The organism is Streptomyces alfalfae (assembly GCF_004127445.1).
GTDB lineage: Bacteria > Actinomycetota > Actinomycetes > Streptomycetales > Streptomycetaceae > Streptomyces > Streptomyces alfalfae.
Genome location: NZ_QEXM01000012.1, coordinates 245482 through 265063 on the forward strand (window position 1 = coordinate 245482; position 19582 = coordinate 265063).

Annotated in this window: 16 protein-coding genes and 4 pseudogenes; 5 read left to right on the top strand and 15 right to left on the bottom strand. The window is 70.0% G+C overall.

Translation table 11 applies throughout. The features are described 5' to 3' along the window. Positions 1-183 precede the first annotated feature (183 nt). From DCW30_RS03750 to DCW30_RS03780, 7 genes are all read right to left on the bottom strand, one after another. On the bottom strand, positions 184-1104 hold the full coding sequence (locus DCW30_RS03750; protein ID WP_162933533.1) for an SAM-dependent methyltransferase: 921 nt from the start codon (positions 1102-1104) through the stop codon (positions 184-186). A gap of 69 nt (positions 1105-1173) precedes the next feature. Continuing rightward, positions 1174-1842: a hypothetical protein gene (locus tag DCW30_RS03755; protein WP_076682499.1), complete on the bottom strand. Its 669-nt coding sequence runs from the start codon at positions 1840-1842 to the stop codon at positions 1174-1176. Between the two features lie 60 nt (positions 1843-1902). Then, the gene (locus DCW30_RS03760) at positions 1903-5007 is read right to left on the bottom strand and encodes an amino acid adenylation domain-containing protein (RefSeq protein WP_162933534.1); all 3105 of its coding nucleotides are present in this window, start codon (positions 5005-5007) and stop codon (positions 1903-1905) included. Between the two features lie 52 nt (positions 5008-5059). Further along, positions 5060-6103 carry a zinc-dependent alcohol dehydrogenase family protein gene (locus tag DCW30_RS38175; RefSeq protein ID WP_418346945.1) on the bottom strand — a complete coding sequence of 348 codons (1044 nt, stop codon included), beginning with the start codon at positions 6101-6103 and terminating at the stop codon, positions 5060-5062. Continuing rightward, positions 6073-6873, bottom strand: a complete 801-nt coding sequence (locus DCW30_RS03770; protein WP_079249852.1) for a HisA/HisF-related TIM barrel protein — start codon at positions 6871-6873, stop codon at positions 6073-6075. Before DCW30_RS03770 ends, DCW30_RS38175 begins: the two co-directional genes overlap by 31 nt. A gap of 3 nt (positions 6874-6876) precedes the next feature. Continuing rightward, a complete protein-coding gene (locus tag DCW30_RS03775) occupies positions 6877-8130 on the bottom strand; it encodes an NAD(P)-binding protein (RefSeq protein ID WP_076682505.1) in 1254 nt (417 codons plus the stop codon). 5 nt (positions 8131-8135) lie between these two features. Further along, entirely contained in the window at positions 8136-8837 is a 702-nt protein-coding gene (locus DCW30_RS03780; RefSeq protein ID WP_076682507.1) for a hypothetical protein, read from the bottom strand. Between the two features lie 435 nt (positions 8838-9272). Between DCW30_RS03780 and DCW30_RS36515 the strand changes: the two genes are divergently transcribed. Continuing rightward, on the top strand, positions 9273-9671 hold the full coding sequence (locus DCW30_RS36515) for a helix-turn-helix domain-containing protein (protein WP_162933536.1): 399 nt from the start codon (positions 9273-9275) through the stop codon (positions 9669-9671). A 641-nt stretch (positions 9672-10312) separates the two neighbouring features. Here the strand turns inward: DCW30_RS36515 and DCW30_RS03790 are convergent. The 6 genes from DCW30_RS03790 to DCW30_RS03815 form a co-directional block, all read right to left on the bottom strand. Then, positions 10313-10636 carry an AAA family ATPase gene (locus DCW30_RS03790; RefSeq protein WP_076682509.1) on the bottom strand — a complete coding sequence of 108 codons (324 nt, stop codon included), beginning with the start codon at positions 10634-10636 and terminating at the stop codon, positions 10313-10315. 6 nt (positions 10637-10642) lie between these two features. Beyond that, positions 10643-11410 carry an ABC transporter ATP-binding protein gene (locus tag DCW30_RS03795; protein ID WP_076682511.1) on the bottom strand — a complete coding sequence of 256 codons (768 nt, stop codon included), beginning with the start codon at positions 11408-11410 and terminating at the stop codon, positions 10643-10645. 41 nt (positions 11411-11451) lie between these two features. Further along, positions 11452-12498: a FecCD family ABC transporter permease gene (locus DCW30_RS03800; RefSeq protein ID WP_079249857.1), complete on the bottom strand. Its 1047-nt coding sequence runs from the start codon at positions 12496-12498 to the stop codon at positions 11452-11454. Next, positions 12495-13256 (bottom strand): class I SAM-dependent methyltransferase, encoded by a 762-nt coding sequence (locus tag DCW30_RS03805; RefSeq protein ID WP_076682513.1) that lies wholly within the window; start codon positions 13254-13256, stop codon positions 12495-12497. The genes DCW30_RS03800 and DCW30_RS03805 overlap by 4 nt, the downstream gene beginning before the upstream one ends. 67 nt (positions 13257-13323) lie before the next feature. Continuing rightward, positions 13324-14331: an ABC transporter substrate-binding protein gene (locus DCW30_RS03810; RefSeq protein WP_076682515.1), complete on the bottom strand. Its 1008-nt coding sequence runs from the start codon at positions 14329-14331 to the stop codon at positions 13324-13326. 619 nt (positions 14332-14950) lie between these two features. Then, the gene (locus DCW30_RS03815) at positions 14951-16270 is read right to left on the bottom strand and encodes an aspartate aminotransferase family protein (RefSeq protein WP_076682517.1); all 1320 of its coding nucleotides are present in this window, start codon (positions 16268-16270) and stop codon (positions 14951-14953) included. 109 nt (positions 16271-16379) lie between these two features. On the opposite strand from DCW30_RS03815, the pseudogene DCW30_RS38180 reads away from it, so the two are divergent. Then, a pseudogene (locus tag DCW30_RS38180) lies at positions 16380-16625 on the top strand (LysR family transcriptional regulator); the annotation flags it as partial. A 101-nt stretch (positions 16626-16726) separates the two neighbouring features. On the opposite strand, the gene DCW30_RS03825 reads toward DCW30_RS38180, so the two are convergent. Both DCW30_RS03825 and DCW30_RS03830 read right to left on the bottom strand, forming a co-directional pair. Beyond that, complete coding sequence (locus DCW30_RS03825) at positions 16727-16960, bottom strand: hypothetical protein (RefSeq protein ID WP_123985568.1); 234 nt, start codon at positions 16958-16960, stop codon at positions 16727-16729. Positions 16961-17367: 407 nt separating this feature from the next. Further along, a pseudogene (locus DCW30_RS03830) lies at positions 17368-17572 on the bottom strand (IS110 family transposase); the annotation flags it as partial. Between the two features lie 4 nt (positions 17573-17576). Here DCW30_RS03830 and DCW30_RS37230 point away from each other — a divergent pair. The 3 genes and pseudogenes from DCW30_RS37230 to DCW30_RS37235 form a co-directional block, all read left to right on the top strand. Beyond that, positions 17577-17931: pseudogene (locus DCW30_RS37230) on the top strand (transposase); the annotation flags it as partial. A 221-nt stretch (positions 17932-18152) separates the two neighbouring features. Beyond that, positions 18153-19103, top strand: coding sequence for a GntR family transcriptional regulator (locus DCW30_RS03840; protein WP_205576571.1), 951 nt, complete (start codon positions 18153-18155; stop codon positions 19101-19103). 185 nt (positions 19104-19288) lie between these two features. Then, positions 19289-19492, top strand: a pseudogene (locus tag DCW30_RS37235) (IS701 family transposase); the annotation flags it as partial. Positions 19493-19582: the final 90 nt, after the last annotated feature.

Sequence of the window (19582 nt, forward strand, 5' to 3'; positions counted from 1 at the left end):
TTCAGGTGGACAGTCGGTGCTCGGCTCTGCACGCCGTTCCCCCACGTCCCACGGGAAGATCGCGCTGTTCACCCCGGGGGCCGGGCGGGTCCACGGTGTGCCGCCGGGCCGCCCGATGCCGCACTCGGCGGGCCTGGCGGGCCGTTGGCTGCCCCCGGTGCAGCAACGCGGTGCCGAAATGCCCTACACAGGGGCCCTTTCGGCGAGGATGCTGTGAACCGACACCCTCCGCTGGAGCAGGGCGACCGCGAGGTCCGAGGCCATGCGCCGGATCGCCTCCAGGGGCGGGTGCGCCGTCTCGGGGAAGTGGACGTCGATATTGCTCTTCAGCTCCAGAACCCACCGGGCCGCGTCCTCCGGAGAGGGCAGCACTCGGTCGTCCCGGATCCGGAAGCCACCCTCCCGCAGGACGTCGGTGAGGTAGCGCAGCGACTTGCGGTGCCCCAAGGCCAGATGGTCCGTGTCCGCGGGCAGGCCAGGCTCATGAGCCAGGAAGTCCTCGCTGTACAGCGTCTCGGAGACGAGGAGCAGGGACCCGGGCCGCATGCGCCGGGCCAGAGCCTCGACCGCGGTCTCGTACACCCGTGGGGGGAGATGCGTGATCACTCCGCGGGCGACCACCAGGTCGTAGGGCTGTTCCGGGTCGGGCAGTTCGGCGATGTCGGCGGCGTCGCACAGATAGAGGTGGACGCGATCCGGTCGGGGCACGTCGCGCACGAGGTCGGCGCAGTGGGCGAGCTGCTCGGCGCTGACGTTCATGCCGTCCACGCGCGGGCAGTCGGGGAACACGTGCGCCAAGTGCCTCAGCGTCGCCCCCCATCCGCATCCCACGTCGAGGACGCGTCGCAAGGTGGTGTCTCCGGCCCCGTCCTGGGTGGCGATGGCGAGTTGTCGTTCCAGGTAGCTGAGCCCCGCCTCGTCCAGGGACACGGCACGGGGTGCGTCCGGGTGACCGAAGACACCCCATTGGAAGTGCAGTTGTTCACCGAGGACCTTCTGCCAGTCACCCGCGGAGTCTTCATAGGCACGGACCACTTGATCGCGGAACGGATCGCTGTGGTGGCTCGGCAGTACCTCGTACGTCGCTCCTTCGATGCCGCTCAACGCCTGCATCCTTTCGGGGGTGGGTGGTGCGGTGCCGGGAGACGGCCCCGGCACCGCGGTGTCATGTGCTCAGACCGTCTCGGCCGCCGCGGCTTTCCAGACGCCCAGCAGGGCGTCCGCTATGCGGTGGGCGTGGAACAGCGCGTCCTGTGGGTCGTCGCCCCGGTCGAGGCCGTCCTGCGCGACAGTCAGGGCGAGATCCGCCAAGGCCTCGTCGCCGGGGTCGTCGTAATAGTCGATGAACTCCTGCGGCACCGGTGCGTCCGTCTCCCGCAGGCGTCGCGCGACGGCGGTGGCGCCGGAATAGTAGACACGCATGTCGGTGTGCACGGCCAGGGCCGCCGCACTCTGACTCCCCGACGCGGCGATCCAGGACATGGCACTGTGGAAGTCGTAGGCGCCGCTGCCCGCGGGCCGGCCGGCCAGGTCGGTCTCGGTCATCCCCAGTGCCCGGGCCACGTCCCGCAGCTTGGGGGTTGCTTCGTGGACGATGCGTGCCAAGGTCACCCAGAGTTCGGCGGCCGGCCGGTGGGGGAACCGGGTCAGCAGGGTGCCGTAGGAGACGAGTTCGACGGCGTGCGCCTGGCACTCCACCGCCACCAGGCGGCGCAGCGGTTCCAGGACGCCGGGGCCGGTGACGGGCGCCAGGGTGAGCGGGCTGCCGGGGGCTTCGCCGGCGAGGTCCTGTCGGACGTCGTCGGCCAGGGCTTTGGCATCGATGTGGCTTCGGGTGGTCACGTGGTTCCCTTCGGTCGGGGCCGGCGACGGAAGGCCGTCGTCGTGCGGATGGTGAACGGTTCAGGCGGTGGGGCCGTCCGGCGGTGGGAGGTACCCGCTGTCGCGGAGACGGCCGAGGTAGAGGTCGATCAGCCGGGCGTCGACCGGTGGGCAGGTCAGGCCGGCCTCCGCCGACGCGGAGTCGGTGTTGTCACGGCTGAGGGTGGGGAACGTGTTCGTGAAGTGCGTCTGCTCGACGCCGATCCCGAAGCTGGTCGTGGGCTCGACCAGCAGGGGGAGGTACGGCGTCATCGGGTGTCGGGGGTCCGCGTCGACCGCCCGTACGACCGCGGCCGTCCATTCCCGGTACCCGACCGTGCGCACCCGATAGGACATGGCGCGCAGACGCTCCACGAGAAGGGACAGGTGCGCCACATCGGGATTGGAGATGTGGTGGACGCGGCCGTCGGGCTTCTCGTGGGTGATCGCCCGGGTGATGGCGTCAGCCGTGCAGTCCACGGGGACGAAGTCGAGCGGCAGCGGTACGTCGGGGGCCACACCGGTCTGTGCGATCGTGTGGAACAACGCGCACATCAGGGTGTCGGTGTTCCACACGCCCCGGTCACTGGTGCCCGTGATCTCGCCAGGGCGGTAGAGGGACGTGGGAAGCCCCTGGCGCGCGGCCTCCACCACCAGCTTCTCGGCGACCCGTTTGGTCTCGGTGTAGCCGACCGCAAGACGGTTGGGACGGTCGAGCGGAGAGTGCTCCATCGCGTGCCGGGCCCCGGTGGGGCCGGGGCCGGTGAGGACTCCGGCGCTGGAGATGTGGTGCACGGGTACCAGCCGGTGCGCGGTGGCCAGTTCGACGACCGTCCGCGTGCCGCCGACGTTGACCGGAGCCAGTGCCTCGTAGGGGTAGGCGAGGTTGACCTGCGCACCGCAGTGCACGATGAGGTCGCTCTCCTGTGCCAGCCGCTCCCAGGCGGTCCCGGCCAATCCGAACCGCTCGGCGGACAGGTCACCCGGGACCACCGCGACCCGGTCGCGCAGGCGTCGCGGATCCAGGCCGTAGCGTCGCATCCGGGCGTCGAGACGCGAGGCTCCTTGTGCCTCGTCCCGTGCGCGGATGAGGCAGTGGACGCGCTCAGCGCCGTCCCGCAGCAGGCGGTCTATGAGGTGGACACCGAGAAATCCGGTTCCCCCGGTGACGAACGCCCGACCGAGACGGCCGACCTCGGGCAGCGGTCCGGCGCACGGAATCGCTCGGCGCAGCCGCGCCTCGGCGTGGAGGTCCGGCTTCGCGGGTGACACCCGCGCCCTCCCCTGTGCGGCGAGTCGCCGGGCCCGCACCGCGAAGGCCCCGAGGGTCGGGGTGTCCAGCAGTTCGCGGACGAGGGCGCCGCTCGCCCCCGGGTCCATGCGGAAGTGGCGGCGGGTGGCCGCGGCGGCGTGCGTCGCCGTCAATGAGGAGCCGCCCAAGGCGAAGAAGTCGTCCTCGCGCCCCACGGCGTCCACGCCCAGGACCTCGCACCAGATCCGCTCCACGGCCCTCTCGTCCGTGGTCTGTGACGGTCCGCTCCCGTGTGGGTCGCCCTCCGGCCGGGTGAGCGGGTCCAGGAGGCGAGCGTGATCCACCTTGCCGCTCGCCGTGAGGGGCAGGTCCGGGACGCAGACGATCCTGCTGGGCACCATATGGGCCGGCAACCGGTCCCGGACATGGTCGTGCAGGCGCGCGGCCAGATCCGTGGCTTCGATGTCCGGGGTGCCTGCCACGACCGCGCCGAGGTGCTCCCCCTGCCCTTCGCCCAGTACGCCGACGGCGCTCCCCCGGACGCCCGGGTGGGTGGACAGAACGCTCTCCACCTCGCCCAGTTCGACCCGGAAGCCCCGCAGTTTGATCTGCCTGTCCCTGCGTCCCAGGAATTCGAGCGTGCCGTCGGCATGTCGGCGCACGATGTCGCCCGTTCGGTAGAGGCGGCCCCGCGGGTCGTTCCCGAAGCGGTCGGGGACGAACCGCTCCGCGGTGCGTTCCGGGTCGTTGAGGTAACCGATCGCGACGCCGTCCCCTCCCACCCACAGTTCTCCCTCCTCCCCGGCCTCGGCCAGGCTGCCGTCGGGCCGGACGACGTGGACCGTGGTGGCGGGCACCGGCTCGCCGATGGGGACGCGGTCCGCGTGATCGGGCAATTCACGGACCGTGTACGACGTGGTGATGACGCCGTTCTCCGTCGGCCCGTAGCCGTTGACCAAGGTGGCCGGCGCGCCGCGAGCCAGCACGGCGCCGACGGCGCCGGGGCTGACCGTGTCACCGCCCACCATCAGACAGCGCAGTCCGGAGAACGAGCGGGGCGCGGACCGGGCGTGTACGTGGAACAGCCCGGCGGCCAGCCACAGCGTGGTGATGCGGTGGTGACGCAGGCACTGGCCCAGGGCCTCGGTGTCGAGCAGGACCTCGGGTTCCGGGAGAATGAGACAGGCACCGTTGAGCAGGGTGCAGAAGATCTCGTAGTACGAGACGTCGAACGTCGGATTGGTCGTGGCGAGCAGGCGGTCGCCCGGCCCGGGGACAGCCGGGTGATCGGCGGTCACGAAGCGGACCAGCCCCCGGTGGTGTCCCAGCACGCCTTTGGGCACACCGGTCGAACCGGAGGTGTAGATGAGGTACGCGGCATCCGTGGCGACCCGTCCGGCGGTCCGGCTCGGTGCAAGCCGCTGGGCCCACTCCCCTTCCAGTTCACGAGTGGTGATACGGACGAGTGGGAGAGATGAGTCGACGGCATTCCCGGGCAGGGTCACCAGAAACCTGGCCGCCGCGTCCCGGATCATCGCGGTGAGCCGCTTGCCGGGGCTACGAGGGTCGAGGGGGAGATGGACGGCGCCGGCCTCCAGGACGGCGAGCGTGGTCACCACCGACTGCGGTGAACGGTCCAGGAGCACGGCGACGATGTCACCTTCGCTCACGCCGCGGGCCCGCAGCCGCGCGGCGGCGTGGACCACCCTGCCGCGCAGTTCCCGGAACGTCCAACGGCCGCCGCTCCACACCAGCGCCTCGCTGTCCGGGGACTGCCGGGCCTGACGCGCGAACAGGTCCGGGAGCAGGGCGTCGCGGGGGTAACCGCTACGGGTGTCGTCGCGACGGACCTGTTCGAGGGGGCGTTCGCTCGGCGTGGGCGCCGTCGGCGGCATGATCGGTTCCTTTCGTGAGTCAGCCGGTCGGTAGGTGTGAGACCCGTCGCGGTCAGCCGGTGAGCACGACCTTCCCCTCACGCCCGGGCCGCATCGCGCGGTCGAGGGCGCACCCGAAGTCGGTGAGGTCGTGGCGCTCGGCGACCTCCAGGCCGGGCAGGCCGCATACGACGGCATCCTGGACCTCGCGGGTGAGGGAACTCAGCTCTTTCTCGCCCAGGTGCTCCATGCGGGCGGGGAGCCAGAAGCCCTGCACGCTCACCTGCCGGAAGACGAGGTCGTCGGGGTGTATGGAGAGGGGGTGACCGGACAGCATTCCATAGGAGAGGAACCGTCCGGCGGGACGGAGGCAGCGCAGTGCCGCGTCGCCGAGAGCCCCGCCCACCGCGTCCAGCACCATGCCCACCTGCCCGTGCCCCGGCGTGCCGCGGACCGCCTCGGCCAGGGCGTCGGCCGAGCTCACGGTCAGTGGCTGCGCGCCCAGACGTGCCAGTGCGCGCGCTTGTCCGCGCCGCCTGACCACGGGCAGGCACCGCAGACCGCGTTTACTCGCCAGATGGATCACCATGCGGCTTACGGCAGAGGCGCCCGCGGTCAGCAGCAACGTGTCGCCCGGATCCAGGGCGATGTCGCGCATGAGCAGGTGGGCGGTGAACGGATTCACGGTGAGCTGACAGGCCGCCTCAGCGGAAACGCCGGGCGCGATCGGAATCACCGATGTGCTGGGCACGCAGACCTGTTCCTGCCAGGTCCCGGTGGCGGCTACCGCCACCATGGTGCCTGGCGCGGGTCCCCTCGTGCCGGAGCCCAGGGCGTCCACGGTGCCTGCCCCCTCGAACCCGGCGACAGCCCAACCACTACCTCGGGTGCCCATCTCCGGTCGCGGGGCGAAGTGTGCCTCGCGACCATAGGAACCCTGTATGAACAGGAGGTCCGACGGGTTGATCGGACGGGCGGACAGCCGTACTCGCACCTGGCCAGGTCCTGGTTCGGGACGGTGAAAGTCTGTCAGGCGGAGTACCCGGGAGGGGGCCCCGTGCCTTGGGAAGGCCAAGGCCCGCACGATCAGCCCGCTTCCCGGCGCAGGTGAGGGCACAAGCTCTCACTCAGCGAACCGACTGTCTCTCGGCCGCTGTGGACGACCTTGTTGACGAGTACGTGGGAGGCGTCGCCGCCGTTGAGCGCGTCGGCCAGTTGGCTCGCCGAGCCCGCACCGCCGGAGGCGATGACCGGGAGCGCGGAAGCACGGGCCGCGGCACGGACCAGATCCAGGTCGTATCCGATGCCCGTGCCCTCACGGTCGACGTTGTTGGCGAGCAGCGCGCGCACGCGCAGCTCACCGAATCGCTGGGCCACGGCGAGGGCGTCCACGGTGGTGCGGGTGGCACCGCCGTGAATCACGGTCCGCCATCCTTGCTGCCGGTCCCCGGAGCAGTTGACGACACCGATGAACCGCCGGCTCCCGAGCAGGCGGACCGTGTCCGCCACCCGGTCGGGCTCCTCGACCATGCTCGTGCTGACCGAGAGGGCGTCCGCCCCCGCAGACAGCAACTCCCGGCACTCCTTGGGTGACGGCAGGGCTCCGTGCTGCACGGAGACGAGCAGCTCCAGACCGGTCGCCCGCAGCTTGCGCAGCAGGTCCGGCAGATAGCCGACAGCGCTCCAGGTATCGACGACATCGAGGAACAGCTGGCCGACCCCGTCGTCGGCGTAACCGGTGGCGATGCCGACGACGTCGAGGGGATCGGCGAGGCGCGGAGCGCCGGAGGGGTCGGTCGCCATGCCGTCACGCACGTCGATACAGGGGATCATGTGCCGGGCCGCTCGGGTCCGGGCGCTGGTGGTGATGGTGCTTCCTCGTCGCATCGGTCATCCGCCTTCCAGGTAGTCACGCAACCGTTTGCCGCAGGGTGTGAGGTGTTGTGCCACGGCCACAGCCGATGCCATGGCCGCTTCCTGTGTTTCCACCGGAGTCGTGCAGTGCCCGAGGAACAGGAGGCGCTGCCCTTCGTGGATCGCGCCCAGCCGTTGCCGTGCCCGGCATGCCTGGGGGGTGGGGAGTGTCGCCCGGAACGAGGAGCGGGCCAATTCCTCGCGGGGCCGCCCGGCACGGTGATCGAGTTGACTGACGAACAGGTCGACGCCCAGCGATGGGCCGTACCAGGTCGTCGTCTCGCTCCGGTTTCCGTCCACGGTGGTGTTGCCGGCGGACCACGTGCGCCTGTTCTCGGGCATTCCGTACGGGTCGTGGTGCAGTACGTAGGTCACTTCCCGGTACTCGACGGCTTTCAGCGCCGTCCTCCAGGCGCCTGCGCCGGCCAGACCGGAGAGAGCTGCCAGAGCATGGTCCGCCGGAAGGGCCAGGGCGACCACGTCCGTTGCGTGGACAGCCCCCGCGCTGTCCACGAGTTCGAAGCCCTCACCCGCCCGGCGCACCGCTCGCAGGCCTGTCCCCAGTAGCAGCCTGGCCGGACGTGCACCGGCGGCGAGTCCGTGGACGAGTGAGGAGTTCCCGGATCGCAGGTACGTCGTCCGAGGGACCGTGTGCGGCGGTGTGAAGGTCGTGCCGACCGCCCGTGCCGACAGGGACCGCACTTCGTCCGTCGTGCAGCCGTGGAGCGAAGCGGGGAGCGCGCACAACAGGTGCCGCACCGCCGTCGAGGGCAGCGGCCATGAGTCCAGGACGTCGCCGACGGTGACGTCCCAGGACATTCCCTCTGTCTCCCATCGCGCGGATTCGTCGGCGAATCGCGCCATGGCCCGGTAGGCCGGTCCCCCGGTCGTGACCGGTCGTGCCGTGTCGGTGGGGTCTGCTGCGGAGACCCACAGGGGCGAGCGCTCGTGCTTCCGGAGCACCACCCGAGACGCGGTGGTCGCGACGAGGTCCCCCGCCGAGACACCCACCGCCGCTGCGATGTGCCGCCAGACCGGAGACACCTCGACGGGCGTTTCCCTGACACCGAGATCGATGGCACAGGGGCCGCCGTCGGCGGCCGTCAGGACGGACTTCACGTTTCCGCCGAGCCTCGGCCGCTCCTCCAGCAGCACCACCTCGTGGCTCTCGGAGAGCAGCCAGGCCAGCGTCAGCCCCGCGATCCCTCCGCCCGCTATCCCCACGCGCACGGCCGTCACCCCTGCCGCTTTACGCGACCCGCGCCGGCCGAGGACGGCCCTTGCTCCGTCTCGGCGGCGAACCGCCAGAAGCCGTCGAGACCCGCCAACAACATGGCGGCGACAGATGTGGCGTGGTCAGACGTGCCGCCCTCACGGACGTCGTCCTCCACGACACCGGCGGCCAGGTCGAGCAGCTCCGAGGGATCCTGTCGGCTGTAGTAGCCGAGGAACGCCTCGGGGACGTCCGCGCCCGCGTCGGTCAGCGTCCGCACGAGTTCCTGGCTCTCCCGCGCGTAGGCCGCGAAGTCCGACCACAGCGCCAGTGCCGCGGCGACGGGCCCGGCGTGCAGGCACATCCAGGAAACCGCCATGGGGAAGGCGAACGCGTCGGCCGCCTTGGACGGGTCGAGAGCGGAGACGGGGGGCGCGTCCAGAGCCTTCGCGCACCGGTCGAGACTCGGCTTGACCGAACGCAGGGCGGAGTTCAGCCCGGCGAAAAGATCAGCTGCCGGTCCGCTCGGGAACCGGGCGAGAAGTACCCCGTAGGCCACGGTCTCGGAATACAGGCACAACTGGTCAGCCTGCACCATGCGACCGAGATTCTGTCGGCCCACCCGACCATCGCGGGCGGCTTGCAGCAGTGCGTTGTCACGCTGCCCGATGATCTGCTGCTGCTCGACGAGGAAAGGGGAAGCATGCTTCGCAACTGCATTCATGGATTTCCCTCCTTACATTGCAGCTTTCGCCGTTACGCGCAAACCGAGTGCCCGAAGCGAAACTCCGGAAACGACCGAGACTTCGGTACCTTCGATACGGAACCAGGTCCTTTGGTACCGCATGCCGACCGCTCAATCAGTCGCAGTACCCGTCGTCTCCTTTTGTCGCTATCGCGCCATGGACCGGCCGCGCGCACGGCGGAGTACCACCCGTGGCCGCTGGTGCGGCAGAGTCGGCAGTGTCCCCGTGGGGGTGAACCGGCCAAGGGATGCGGGAGGTTGCACCACCATGACGGCTCGCCACGGAGGCAGGATCTGACCAGATCCAAGGTTCACTGCCCCGTGGACCCGGGAATGATGGCCTTGTCTGCCCGCCCTGCGATGCCGAAGCCACTGCTTCGTCCGTGGCGGCAGACTCATCCCGGGGAAGGCGTCATGCCCGACAAGGAAGAATGCTGTCAGCAGGTACTGACTTGTGACCTGCGGGCGCTGCGACGGGATGTCAACGAGGTAATCAAATTGCTGAAGATTCTGGTCGATGAACGCCGATCGGAAGACGCCCCCTTCACTTCCGCTCCGGCACCGGCACCGGCACCGGCACCGGCACCGGTCAACAATAGAAGAGAAGTCCTCACAGATCGCGAGACGGAAGTTTTTCAGCTTCTTGTGACCGGTATGTCAAATCACCAGATAGGGCGCAGGCTCGGTATAACAGAGCGCACAGTGAAGAATAAATTGCACACCATCTACCGGAAGATCGGGGTATCGGGCCGGGCCGAAGCGATTGCCCAGCACTTCGGCGCCCCTGACCGACATGACGGGTCAAGCGACTGACCCCTCCGGCAGAGGTGGTTGATCATGCGGCTGTCGGCTCGTCCGCTCTTTTGCATGGCCTGGGGACAGGTGTGCCCCCGACGGAGCGCCAGGGTTACTTGAGCTCGAAAGCAGCCAAGAAAAATGCCCCGCACTCCTGATGCGTCGGGCGGTGTTTCTGGGCGCGGACGTCCTGTGTTCCCTGCCAGGTGAGGGTCTCGGGGTTGTCGGTGCGGAGGTCGATCACGAGATTCCTTCCCTTGGACTGGAGATCACGGGGTCAGACGGTGAGGTCCAGGTCGCGGAACAGGAGGGGAGTTCGTCGGTGTACCACTCCACGACGGTGCTCCTGCTTCCGATCCCCCGCGCCATGTCCTCCCAGAGCAGCAGAACACGGGGCCCGCTGCTGCTCGCTGCCTGCAGGCGGCACGCTGGGGGCTCCGGTCGTCGACGACACGGACGGGCGCAGCGGGCGGCTTGCGGCTGTTGCATCGCGTTCCCGTTCGACGGTGGTGAGGGGTGCGGTACCAAGGGGCGCCCCCTGACTACCGGCCGAGGGCGGGGTCCGCGGACCACCGGCCGAGGGCGGGGTCCCCGGCGAAGTAGAGCGAGGCGAGTTCGTCGATGCGGAGGCGCAGCTCAGGACCGCTGCCTTCGCGTATTCACTCACCGTGGCTGAGCACAGGGGCGCGGTCGCACAGCCCCAGTGCGATGTGCAGGTGTCGCTCGACGAAGAGGACCGCGACGCCTTCGGCCGCCACCTCCTTGACGATGTCGACGAGGCCGCGCGCTACCAGGGGGGCGAGTCCCATCGTCATCTCGTCGATGAACAGCAGACGGGCGTCGAGGCTCAACGCGCACAGGAGAGCCAGGAATTGCTGTTCCCCGCCCGAAAGCAGCCCGGCCTGCCGGTCACGCAGCGCCGCGAGGCTCTCGAACCCGCGCGGATCCGGCCCGCGTGCACGTCCACGTGGGTGCGGGATCATTCGTGTTCATCGGTGGGTGAGAGGGGCCAGATGGACGTCCATCCGGCCGTCCGGTCCTTCGCCGACGGTGCCTCGGACCCGGTAGACCTGCTCGAGGAGGGGTGGCGTGAGCACCTCGGCGGGGCGCCCGGAGGCGACGACACGGCCGGCGTCGAGGAGCACGAGGTGGTCGCAGTAGCGTGCGGCCAGGTCGAGTTCGTGCAGGGCCGCGATGACTGTGGTGGGGCTGCCCGAAAGCCTCTCCATGAGGTCGAGCCGGTGACTGACGTCCAGATGGTTGGTGGGTTCGTCCAGCAGCAGAACCGGGGTCCCCTGGGCGAGCGCCCGGGCGATGTTGACGCGCTGCCGTTCGCCCCCGGACAGCGTGCTCCAGGACCGGTCGGCCAGCGCCCGTACCCCCATCGTCGTCATGGCCTCTTCGACCGCGCGGATGTCTCCTTCCGACGTGGCCGACCGCCCGTAGTGGGGGGCCCGGCCGAGCATGACGACCTGCGCCGCGGTCATGTCGATGTCGGTCGAGGTCTCCTGAGCGACGAAGGCCGCGCGACGCGCGACCTCGCGCCTCTTCAAGGCCCGCAGGTCGGAGCCGGCCAGCAGGGCACGACCCGCCGAGGGCCGGCGCACACCGGCGAGGAGGCGCAGGACGGTGGACTTGCCGGAACCGTTGGGGCCGATCAGTCCGGTGAAGGAGCCCTGCGGCACGGTGAAGGTGACGCCGTCCACGACCGCGCGGCCGTTCGCCGTCCACCGCAGCCGGTCGGCGGCGAGTTCCACGCCTGCGCCTGGACCCCTTTCGGCGCCGGTGCTCATATCCTTCACGGCGCACCCGCCCGCCGGCGCAGCAGGAGCGCGAAGACCGGGACTCCGATGAGCGCGGTCAGTACGCCGACCGGTACCTCCCGGGGGCCGAAGGCGGTCCGCGCGGCCGTGTCCGCCCACACCAGAAAGCTCGCACCGAGCAGGGCCGAGGTCGGCAGCAGCAGCCGGTGGGAGGCTCGGGTGAGGATGCGTACCGCATGCGGGACGAGCAGGCCCACGAAGCCGATGGCGCCACTGGCCGCGACGAGGGAGCCGGTGACCACGGCGGTCACCGCGAAGAGCACCGCTTCGGTGCGACGCGGTGAGAAGCCCAGGGTGGCGGCAGTCTCGCGGCCGAAGGCCAGGGCATCCAGGGGGCGTGCGTACAGCAGGCAGACCACCAGGCCGGCCGCGGTGGTGAGGGCGCAGATGCCCACCGAGACCCAGTTCGCCGGGGCGAGGGAGCCCAGCAGCCAGAAGGTCACCGCCCTGGTGCTCTCGGCGTCGCCGGAGCGGATGGTGACGAGGCTGGTGAGCGCGCTGAACAGTTGGGCCACCACAACGCCGGAGAGCACGACTCTGGTGGCGGAGCCGAATGAGCGGCCGAGCAGGAGGAGGACACAGCCGAAGGCCGTGAGCGCGCCGGCGAAGGCGCCGACCGGGAGGGCGAGGGAGCCGACGCCGAGCACCAGGACCAGGACCGCTCCCGTGGAGGCGCCGGCCGACACCCCGAGCAGGTAGGGGTCGGCCAGTGGATTGCGCGTCACAGCCTGCAGGACCGCACCGCACACCGCGAGCCCCGCTCCCACCAGCGCGGCGAGCAGCACACGCGGCAGCCGCAGGTCCCACACGATGCTGTCGCGCAGCGGGGGCAGGGCATCCCACGGTGCGCCGAGGTGGACGCCTATGGTCCGGGCCACGTCCAGGGGCGGTATGTCGGCGCTTCCCGTGCCGACCGCGATGAGCACGGACAGCGGCAGGAGGACGGTGCAGCAGGTGAGGACGAGCGCGCCCCGAGGGCCGGTGGCTCGGTGCGCGCCCGTCGTGATGGTGGTCCTCGTCATCGCCGTGCGAAGACCACGTAGTCGTCGAGGTACTGCCAGACGGTGCCCGTCTCGCTGAAACCTGCGGTGCTCAGCGCCGACAGGTGGAAGTGCAGCGGAGACACCGGCTGCGGCGGGCGGTCGGTGAAACGCCGCCGGCGTTCGGCGACGAGCGGGGCCATGTCCGGCTGAGCGGCCGCGAGTGCGAACCAGGCGTCCCAGGTGTCCGCGCCGGCGGCGAACGCGGCGCGCTGCACCTCGGCGTCGTGCAGGGCGGACACAGCTCCCAGGGTTTCGTTGTCCGGCCCGTAGCGCAGATGGTCGGCATTGAGGAAGAGCGCGCCCGGCGGCAGCAGGTCGGCGAGTGTGGTGTAGACGCCCAGCAGCTGGGAGGGGGAGAGCCAGTGCAGGGCGGTGGAGGAGACGACGGCGTCGATCCTCTCCCCGGCCAGAGGCCGGGCCCAGTCGGTTCGTACGAGGTCGCTGTCGACGACGGTGGCCCGGTCGCCGTGGTCCGCGAGTACCGAGCCGGCCAGGCGCAGCAGCACGGGATCGTGGTCGACGGCGGTCACCCGCGCCTCGGGAAAGGCGGTCAGGACGCGGTCCGACAGCGAACCGGGTCCGCAGGCGAGGTCCAGGACGTGGAAGGGCTCGTCCAGGTGCAGGCGCAGGACGTCCAGCATCGACTGGAAGCGGTGTTCCCGGTGGGCGATGTAGGCGGCCTGCTGGGCGTCCCAGCGTTCCAGCAGGGCGCGGGGGGACAGGGTGGTGCCGGTCATGCGGGGCCTCGGTTTCGTACGGGGGATGGCGGGAGGTGGTGGGGATGGCCGGGGGTGGCGGGCCGGGTCAGCCGTAGAGTTCGGCCAGGCCCTTGCTGAGTTCCTCCACCAGGCTGACGCTGCGCACGGAGGGGTCCATGGCCGACCCGGGCACCACGATGAAGCGGTTCTCGCGTACGGCGCGGAGCCTTGAGGTGACGGGATGGGACCGGAGGAACTTCTTCTTCGCCTCAGCGCTGTCCCCCTTCCCCCCGCGGGTCAGATCCGCCAGGACGATGACCTCCGGATCGCGCTCGGCTATGTCCTCCCAGTTGCCCTCCGGCCACTTCTGCGGGATGTCGTCGAAGGCGTTGTCCAGCCCGGCGAGTTCACCGACCGTGGAGGGCAGTCCGCCGTGTCCGGCGATGTAGGGGGTGGTGGTGCCGGAGTAGTACCACATCAGATCGGCGTCGATTCCGTCGGGGATCGCGTGTACCGCGCGGTCGAGCCGGGCCTGTAGGCCCGCGACGACCTTTTCGCCACGCTGTCGGACGCCGAAAATGGTGGCGATGTCCTCGATCTCGTCGAAGATGGCGTCGAAGCGCACTTCGCGAGGTGACTGTTCAGGGTTCTCGCAGTCGTGGACGGAGAGGTAGGCCGGCACATCGAGGTGCTTCCATCCCGCCCGGGGGCCCGCGGCTTCGTCCGCGTACGCCGAGGCGAGGGTGGAGTAGAGGAAGTCCGGTTCCTTGGCGAGTGTCGCCTCGTGGTTGGCGTACCGGTCCGCGAGCACCGGGACCTTCTTGTAGTCGGCGGCCAGCGCGGGGAGCACCGGGTCGGTCTGGTAGGAGGCGCCGGCCATCCGGTCCGCAAGCCCGAGGCTGAGCATGATCTCCGTCGCGTTCTGTTCCAGCGCGATCGCCCTCTTGGGCGGTTCGGACACCCGCAGCGTCGTGCCGCAGGTGTCGACGACCGCGTCGGACGGCCGTGTCGCGGCCGTGCTTCTCGAAGGAGCGGGTTCGCTCGTGCCGCAGGCGGCGAGCCCGGGAAGCAGGAGGCAGACGCCCACCCACCCCTTAATGACACTGATTTTCATGTGCAGACCTTATAGCCCCCTCCCGCGGGCTCCACCCCTCCCAGCGGCACGCCACACCGGAGGGCCGCTTGCGCCGCTGAGTCGACGTGGCGTCAGCAGGCAACCTGGTACGGGAGTTGACGACCGACGGGCGATCGACAGCTTCGGACGACAAGCCTCGTTGTGGAATAGGTCACTCGGCCCGACGGGCTGCGCTGCCGTGAACCCGGCCGGTCCCGTCGCAGATCGGAACGCGCGGCCGGGCCGGCATGTCGGGGGCCGACGAGGTGCGCGGAAGATGCACAGGTGGGGCCCATCGCGTCACTCCGCGCCGGACCCTCGCGTATGCAGAACGCCGACATCGACGCAGCACCGTGAGCCCCTCCCCCAGGCTCCGCTCACCCGGGGCCCTGACCTCGATGAGCAACACGCCTTCGCGAGGTTTCTCGCGCCACTGACTGGCGCGCACAACCCCGGTGGTCCGCCGCGTCGTCCCCGTCGCCTCGCTCGACCAGTGGAGCGGCGGTCGTACGGAAGGCGGAGTGATCGTCGGCACCGACGCCCCTGACGACTGCTCCTCACTTGGGCCAAACCCTTACCCTGCACCTGAGCTTGCGACTCTGGCGGCGCCGAGTGGGGCTCAGAGCGCGGCGCGGGCGTCGCCGATCGCCTGGTCCAGGATCTCCAGGCCGAGCGACAGCTCCTCCTCGGTGGCCGTCAGCGGCGGGGCGATCCGGAAGACTCCGCCCATGCCGGGAAGCTGCACGATGTTCATGTGCAGGCCGAGTTCGAGGCAGCGGTGGGTGACCCGGGCGCCCAGCTCGTCCGAGCTGCGCTTGGTCTCGCGGTCGACGACGAGTTCCAGTCCGGCGAGGAGGCCACGGCCTCGCACGTCGCCGACGACCTCGTGCCGTCCGGCGATGTCGTCCAGGCCGCGGCGGAGGAACACGCCGAGTTGCCGCGCCCGCTCGTCGAGCTTGTCCTTGGTCAGCACGTCGAGAACCGTGTTGCCGACCGCGGCCACCAGCGGGTCCGAGACATGTGTGGTGAAGAACAGGAATCCGCGCTCGTGCGCCTCCTGCTCGATCTCCGCGCTGGTGATCACGGCTGCGAGGGGCAGTCCGGCGCCGAGGGTCTTGGACAGGGTCAGGATGTCGGGCACGACACCGTCGCGCTCGAAGGCGTACCAGGTTCCGGTGCGGCAGAGACCGGTCTGCGCCTCATCCAGGATCAGCAGCATGCCGCGCTCCCGGCACTTGGCCCGCAGGGCGGCGAAGTATCCGGCGGGCGGCTCGATGATGCCGCCCGAGCTGAGGATCGGCTCGACGAGACACGCGGCCAGGCTGCCGGTCGACTGGGCGTCGATCAGGTCGAAGGCGAAGTCCAGCTGGCGGGGCCAGTCCAGGAAGCCGTCGGGTGCGGTGAAGTCGGGCCGGTAGGTGTTCGGCACGGGGATGGCGAAGTTGCCGGGAGCGCCCGGGCCGTAACCCTTGCGGCCCGCACTGTAGGTGGCGGACGCGGCTGCCTGCGTCATGCCGTGCCAGGACCGGGCGAAGGAGACGATCTCGTGCTTGCCGGTGACGAGCTTGGCCATGCGGATCGCGGCTTCGTTGGACTCGGCCCCGGTCGTCAGGAGGAGGGCCTTCTCCAATGGCGTCGGCAGGGATTCGGCGAGTCGGCGGGCGAGGTCGACCACGGGGCGGCTGAGCATACCGCTGTAGAGGTGGTCGAGATCGGCGATCTGCCGCTGGACGGTGGCGACGATCGCCGGGTGCGAGTGGCCGAGGATCGCGCTCATCTGGCCGGAGGTGAAGTCGAGTATCCGGCGGCCGGCCGCGGTGAACACGAAGCTTCCGGCGGCGCGCTCGATGATCTCGGGCGTGAAGCCGCCTCCGTAGCGGACAAGGTGCCGATCGGCTTCGGCCCAGAGGTTGGCGGTGAACGGGGAGGAGGATGTCATAGCAGTCACACCTAAGACACTAGGCACATTTGAGCTATGCGTCTATCCCGTAAAACTGTCACCGCCGTTAGGTGCATCCACACGACAATGGGGGCGTGATGAAGCCCTGATGGTGCGGCTACGGAGCAGGCTCCACTCGCTGGATACGGGTCCGGGCGGTCGCCCACGCCGCCGACATGACTCCGTCGAGCGTGTCCCAGCAGCTCACCGGCCTGGAGTCCGAGACGCGCACCGGCTGCTGGAACGGAACGGTGGCCGGGTCCGGCTGGCTTCGGCCGGGTTGATCCGCGCCCGGCGTGCGCGGGCGATCCTCGACCACGTGGACAGCGTCGAGGCGGAGCTGCGTGCTTTCGGGGGCGTCAGCGGGCCTGGGCCGTCCGCGGCGGTCGAAGTGGTCGACCAGGAGGATGAGGTCGTTGTGCAGGTCGACCACCAGGGCCTCGTGGTGCAGGGCTGTCATCGTTGGCGCGCCTTGCGCAGCAGGTCGCCGAGGATGTCCGGCAGATGCGCCTGCTTCAGGCTGAGGTGGCCAGCCACGGCTTCCGCCTCTTGACGGCCTGGCCGGCGTCCCCGCCGCGAGCCTGGGGGGCGGTTGTCGGTGCAGGCCGAGGCTCCCAGCACCACCGCGCCGGCGACGGCCAGTGCCGACCGGTGCCGCATCTGACGAGGGCCGTTCACATGGGACTTCATAGTGACTCCGGGTTCGGTCGGGTGCCGGTGAGTCATGAGATACGAGCGGCTCGCGCCGGGTGGCCGACCGCTGCGGTGAACCGTGATCGCTGTACGGGCGGGGACAGAGACGGTTGAGCCGATTCGCCTGCGCCGACGGCATGGCCAGTTATATTGGGCCGCCTGCCGGTGGTCAATAGCCTAGCGCCAGGCCCAATCTTCGACCTAATGGAGCAACCATACGGAGATGCAGCGCAAACCGTGCCCCTTGGGGGTCTACCATGCCGATCCCCATACTCACGCCCGAGGACCTCGCAACCATCCGAGGTGTCACGGGCCCACAGGTCTCCGACGACGGAACGATCCACGCGGCAGTGGTCCACGCCCTGTCCCCGTGGGAGCCTCCATGCCCTTCGGCAAGCGCGTCCGGGGCTCCTCGGCTCGTCGAAGGTTCCGTCGCGGAGCAGGCGGCAGGACGCTGATGCGGTGGCGGGTGAGGCGGAGGAGGGCCTGGGTGCGGGTTTTGCCGCGGCCTCGGCAGCGGTCGGAGGAGGTCCGGAAGCCGGGGTCATGCGGAGCCGCGAACGCGGACAGGGACATCGCTCGTTTCCGCTGCCGGTTGCCGCCTCTCTGGGAGCGTACCCGCGGTGGACTGACCGCCACGGTCCGCCTCGCCGCCGGTGCCCGCTGCCCGCCCCTCGCGTTCGTCCTCACCACCGGACAAGCCGGTGACGTACCTGCCTTCACCGAGGTCATGGCCCGCCTGCGGGGTCCCCCGTAGGCGAGGGCGACCTCGCACCAGGCCGGATGTGGTCCTGGCCGACAAGGCGCGCTCCTCCCGCGCGATCCGCGAGCACCTGCGCGAGCGCGGCATCCGGGCCGTGATCCCCGTCCCCGCAGACCAGCGCGGCCACCGGCTCCGTCGAGGCAGCCGGGGCGGCAGCCTTCGACCGCGAGCCTACGAGCAGCGCAACACCGTTGAGCGGTGCATCAGGAACACGTCGTCGACGTGAACCGGCGCATCGTCCACTGATCCACGCGGCACCTGCTCCCGGAGGCCGGGAAACCGACGTAGCATCGGGGCGTTTGGCCCAGTGTTCCTGGCTGAATAGCATGGGTCGATACTGTCCACGCCGGTACGGTGCCGTCCAGCGGCCTCGCTCGGTGCACTCGGGGACAGGACAGCGTTCAGAAGAGGGAGAGCCGAGCGTTGGTGGACAACCTTCAGGTGAGCCGTGACTCCGGTGTGCCCATCTTCCGGCAGATCGTGACCCAGCTGTCCTTCATGATCGAGTCCGGCGATCTCGAACCGGGGCAGTCCCTGCCCAGCGCACGGCTGCTCGGCGACAACCTGCACATCAACCGGAACACGGTCGCGCGCGCCTACGCCCAGCTCGGCGAGCTGGGCCTGGTCGAGAGCCACGGCCGCAGCGGAACCCGGGTGGTGGGTCCCGGGCCCGCGCGGGAGGCCTCGCCGGCACGCGACCAGGCCCTGGACATCCTGCGGCAGGCCATCAGGGAGTGCATCGCGCTCGGGCTGACCGCGGCCGAGATCCAGCCGCTGGTCGCGGGCCTGGCAATGCGTGCCGAGGAGGATGTCCTGAAGGTCTCCTTCGTCGAGTGCAACGTCGACCGGGCCAAGTACTTCGCGGACGAACTCGGCGAGCACCTCGGCCTCAAGGTCCGGCCGCTGGTGCTGGGGACGTTCGACGCCGAGGAGGAGCAGGCCGACCTCGTCCTGACCACGTTCTTCCATCTGGCCGAGGTGCGCGGGCTGTTCCGGCGCCCTCGGACCGAGGTGGTCGCCATCGTCGTCGCGCCACACGTGCAGACGCTGGTGCAGATCGCCTCCGTGCCGAGGGACCGGACGGTCGGCATCTGGTACCGCACCGACGAGCAAGCGGTCAGTGTGCGGGACTCCCTCACCCAGGCGGGCATCGAGAACATCGAGGTCCTGCACGGCACCGAGGACGAAGATCTCGAGAACGTGGACCTGGTGGTGATTCCGAGCGAGACGCCCGAGCTGAGGACACGCCTGGAGGGGCGGATCCGCGTGATCGAGTTCGGCAACGTGCTGGACGCCGCGTCGATCCGCATGGTGACGGAGGTGGTCGGCGACATGCAGGCCGACAAGCGCGGCGACCAGGAAGCCACCGGGTCCTGACCAAGCCGAACCGTCAGCCGGGCCCGCACTTCGGCCTGCGTGTCGGGGTCTGCGGTTTTCGACCGAGCAACCTCACGACTCCGTCACCGAGCATCAGCGGCTCTGGTACTGGAGCCGCAGTCGATGTGACGGGTGGACGGGCTTCTCGTTGAGCTGGGCATGGGTGGGGACTCACGGTTGATGAGGTGTGCCGCTGGGCAGCGGGGCTGGATGTCCCTGCATGTCTGGATCGGTGGGCACTTCCATCGCTCGGAGCCACGTCGGCGAGCAGGGGAGTATCTGCGCGGGCCCTCGCGCCGTTGGAGCGCAAGAGCCGCTGGACACCGGCCGAGGAAGCGGGCGAGCTATGCCCGGACGGTATGCGGCCGTTGCCGCACCCGGCCGACTGGGATCACGTCCGTTCCCGGAACGGACGGAGCGCCCCGCCGCCTACAGCGGCGCGGCGCACGGGTGGCCTTCTCCCCCCTGCACGCACCACG

Bases quoted from the DNA above. Each gene is read 5' to 3' on its own strand.
- DCW30_RS03790 (WP_076682509.1), bottom strand. From the start codon at position 10,636: ATGATCCCGCACCCACGTGGACGTGCACGCGGGCCGGATCCGCGCGGG.
- DCW30_RS36515 (WP_162933536.1), top strand. From the start codon at position 9,273: ATGCCCGACAAGGAAGAATGCTGTCAGCAGGTACTGACTTGTGACCTG.
- DCW30_RS03825 (WP_123985568.1), bottom strand. From the start codon at position 16,960: ATGAAGTCCCATGTGAACGGCCCTCGTCAGATGCGGCACCGGTCGGCA.
- DCW30_RS03805 (WP_076682513.1), bottom strand. From the start codon at position 13,256: ATGACCGGCACCACCCTGTCCCCCCGCGCCCTGCTGGAACGCTGGGAC.
- DCW30_RS03780 (WP_076682507.1), bottom strand. From the start codon at position 8,837: ATGAATGCAGTTGCGAAGCATGCTTCCCCTTTCCTCGTCGAGCAGCAG.
- DCW30_RS03810 (WP_076682515.1), bottom strand. From the start codon at position 14,331: ATGAAAATCAGTGTCATTAAGGGGTGGGTGGGCGTCTGCCTCCTGCTT.
- DCW30_RS03770 (WP_079249852.1), bottom strand. From the start codon at position 6,873: ATGCGACGAGGAAGCACCATCACCACCAGCGCCCGGACCCGAGCGGCC.
- DCW30_RS03800 (WP_079249857.1), bottom strand. From the start codon at position 12,498: ATGACGAGGACCACCATCACGACGGGCGCGCACCGAGCCACCGGCCCT.
- DCW30_RS03815 (WP_076682517.1), bottom strand. From the start codon at position 16,270: ATGACATCCTCCTCCCCGTTCACCGCCAACCTCTGGGCCGAAGCCGAT.
- DCW30_RS03760 (WP_162933534.1), bottom strand. From the start codon at position 5,007: ATGCCGCCGACGGCGCCCACGCCGAGCGAACGCCCCCTCGAACAGGTC.